Origin of the sequence: Streptomyces sp. NRRL B-24572 (assembly GCF_002156145.1) — a bacterium.
GTDB lineage: Bacteria > Actinomycetota > Actinomycetes > Streptomycetales > Streptomycetaceae > Streptomyces > Streptomyces vietnamensis.
Genome location: NZ_MWIG01000644.1, coordinates 1 through 2,906, shown reverse-complemented (window position 1 = coordinate 2,906; position 2,906 = coordinate 1). Strand labels below are relative to the sequence as shown.

The window sequence follows — 2,906 nt, the reverse complement described above, 5'->3', positions numbered from 1 at the left end:
GCTGGTCCCGGACCAGCACCCCCCTCCTCGACCACGGGGCCTGTCTTCGGAACGGCACCCGTACGTACCGGCAGAGCCTGATCACCCGCGGCACCGGGAGATCGACGGCGGCACCCCGCACCCTCAGTTCGGGATGGGCCTGCTCGACGACGGCCTTGTCCTGCAGGACGAGCACCACCGCACGGTTGAGTGTGACCGTCGACAGCGGCTCGAAGCTCGCGTTCAGTACCAGCGTGTCCCGCATGTTGCCCACCTCCCGTGTACCGGCCCCGACCCCGACTTGGGGTTCCGGGCTTGGATCAACGATGGCCGGGCCGGCCGGGTCGGACAACGCAATTTCCTGCGCAACAAAAGATGCCCGCTTCTGATCTCTCCAAGACCAGAAGCGGGCAAACAACTGACGAACGATCGGCCTTACGCGGGATCCTCGTACTCACCCACGAGCTGGGCACGTCCAAGGGTGTGGAAGCGCAGGTTGAACCCGACCGCGGCCGGCGAGGCGTCGGCGTCCGGACCGAGCTTCTCCTGATCCACCGCGTACACCGTGAAGACGTACCGGTGCGGCCCGTCCCCCTTCGGCGGGGCGGCGCCACCGAAGTCCTTCGACCCGTAGTCGTTCCGCGCGTGCACGGCACCGGCCGGCAGCCCCTCGAACGACCCGGACCCCGCGCCGGCCGGCAGTTCCGTCACCGACGCCGGGATGTCGAACAGCACCCAGTGCCAGAACCCGCTGCCCGTCGGGGCGTCCGGGTCGAAGCAGGTCACGGCGAAGCTCTTCGTCTCCGCCGGGAACCCCTCCCAGCTCAGCTGCGGAGAGGTGTTCCCCGCCGCGTACACCTGAGCGTCCTTCAGGACCCCGCCCGGCGCGACGTCGTCGCTCACCACGGTGAACGCCGCCACCGGCGGGTGGAAGTCGTGGGGGAGCGGCGCCCTCTTGCCCTCGGACACGTCGAATACCTCCGAATCGTCCGTCAACGCTGACGGAGCCGAGCCTAGAGCCAGTTGCGACGACCGCCGACCTCGGCGAGCCACTGGTTGAGGTAAGCCGCCCAGTCGGTCGTGTGGAAGTCGTGCAGTCCCACCTTGAACGCGCGGAAGGAGTCGCTGCCCTCGGTGAACAGACCCGGCTTCTTGTCCATCTCCAGGACGACGTCCATCTCATGGTCGTCCGCGACGAAGCTGACCTCGACCTGGTTCAGACCCCGGTACTGCTGCGGCGCGAAGAACTCGATCTCCTGGTAGAAGGGCAGCTTCTGCCGCGTCCCCCGGATGTGCCCGCGCTCCATGTCCGCGCTCTTGAACCGGAAGCCCAGCTGGATGAAGGCGTCCAGGATCGCCTGCTGCGCCGGCAGCGGGTGCACGTTGATCGGGTCCAGGTCACCCGAGTCCACGGCCCGCGCGATCTCCAGCTCGGTCGTCACCCCGATGTTCATCCCGCGCAGCTGCTGCCCGGCGATCGTCGTCACCGGCGTCTCCCACGGAATCTCCAGGCCGAACGGCACCACGTGCACCGCCCCGGCCTGCACCTCGAAGGCCCCGCCGAGCCGCACCTTCACGAACTCGATGTCCTGCTTGTACTCCTGGTCGCCGCCCTCGACCTCGACCCGCGCCTGCAGACCGACGGACAGCCCCTCGATCTGCTGCGCGACCGAACCGCCCTGGATCCGCACCTCGCCCTGGACGACCCCACCCGGGACGACGTTCTCCTCGGTGAGCACCGTCTCCACGGTGGCCCCACCGGCACCCAGGCTCGCGAGCAGCTTCTTGAATCCCATGACCAACACTCCTTCTCGGGTCCTGACCCCTACATACGCGCGACGACCGTAGCCGGTTCCCCAGTACGCTCGGACGCCATGAGCGAGAGCCCCGACCGTACGCCGCTCCCGAGGTCCTTCTTCGACCGCCCCGTCCTGGAGGTCGCCCCCGATCTCCTGGGCCGCACCCTCGTCCGCAACACGGACGAAGGCCGGATGGAACTGCGCCTCACGGAGGTGGAGGCGTACGCCGGCGCGATCGACCCCGGCTCGCACGCCTTCCGGGGCCGCACCGCCCGCAACGCCGTCATGTTCGGACCCCCGGGCCACGCGTACGTCTACTTCACGTACGGCATGTGGCACTGCCTCAACCTGGTGTGCGGCCCCGAGGGACACGCGAGCGGTGTCCTCCTCCGCGCGGGTGAAATCATCGAGGGCGCCGACCAGGCCCGCCCCCGCCGCCGCTCGGCCCGCTCCGACCACGAACTGGCGAAGGGCCCGGCCCGCCTCGCGACCGCCCTCGACGTCGCCCTCTCCCTGAACGGCACGGACACCTGCGCAGGCCAGGACGGACCGCTCGCCCTCCTCACGGGTACGCCCCCCACCCCGGACCGCATCAGCAGCGGCCCCCGTACGGGCGTGGGCGGCGACGGCGCCCCGCACCCCTGGCGCTACTGGATCACCGAGGACCCGACGGTGAGCCCGTACCGTCCTCACACACCCCGCAAGCGAAGGCTTGACTCGTCGAGGACGACCGACTAACGTGGACCGAGCCGCTGGAACCGGGCCTGCTTGTTCAAGCACCCCGGAGCGGCCATCCACTACTCAGATATGACAACCCCAACGGGGTTCATTTCGGCATTCCGAAATTCTTTTCGAACTGACTCGATTTGAGCCTCCAGGGAAATCAGCTAAAGTAGTGACCACGCCGGAAGGGCCCGGAGCGAAAGCGAAAGGGACCGGAAAGCACCGAGGAAATCGGATCGGAAAGATCTGATAGAGTCGGAAACGAAGGAAGCGCCCGGAGGGCCCGGAAACGGGAACGAAGGAAGCGTCCGCACCTTGAGAACTCAACAGCGTGCCAAAAATCAACGCCAGATTAGTTGATACCCCGTCCATCTCCGGATGGCCGAGGTTCCTTTGAAAAAGTCC

Annotated in this window: 3 protein-coding genes and 1 pseudogene; 1 reads left to right on the top strand and 3 read right to left on the bottom strand. The window is 67.7% G+C overall.

What is annotated here, in order from left to right; all coding sequences use genetic code 11:
• From CCN56_RS32500 to CCN56_RS32490, 3 genes and pseudogenes are all read right to left on the bottom strand, one after another.
• A pseudogene (locus tag CCN56_RS32500) lies at nt 1–244 on the bottom strand (HNH endonuclease); the annotation flags it as partial.
• A 170-nt stretch (nt 245–414) separates the two neighbouring features.
• A complete protein-coding gene (locus tag CCN56_RS32495; protein ID WP_086831465.1) occupies nt 415–948 on the bottom strand; it encodes a YbhB/YbcL family Raf kinase inhibitor-like protein in 534 nt (177 codons plus the stop codon).
• Between the two features lie 44 nt (nt 949–992).
• Entirely contained in the window at nt 993–1,775 is a 783-nt protein-coding gene (locus tag CCN56_RS32490; protein ID WP_086831464.1) for a sporulation protein, read from the bottom strand.
• A gap of 78 nt (nt 1,776–1,853) precedes the next feature.
• Between CCN56_RS32490 and CCN56_RS32485 the strand changes: the two genes are divergently transcribed.
• On the top strand, nt 1,854–2,516 hold the full coding sequence (locus CCN56_RS32485; RefSeq protein WP_086831463.1) for a DNA-3-methyladenine glycosylase: 663 nt from the start codon (nt 1,854–1,856) through the stop codon (nt 2,514–2,516).
• The last annotated feature ends 390 nt before the right edge of the window (nt 2,517–2,906 follow it).

Bases quoted from the DNA above. Each gene is read 5' to 3' on its own strand.
- CCN56_RS32490 (WP_086831464.1), bottom strand. From the start codon at position 1,775: ATGGGATTCAAGAAGCTGCTCGCGAGCCTGGGTGCCGGTGGGGCCACC.
- CCN56_RS32485 (WP_086831463.1), top strand. From the start codon at position 1,854: ATGAGCGAGAGCCCCGACCGTACGCCGCTCCCGAGGTCCTTCTTCGAC.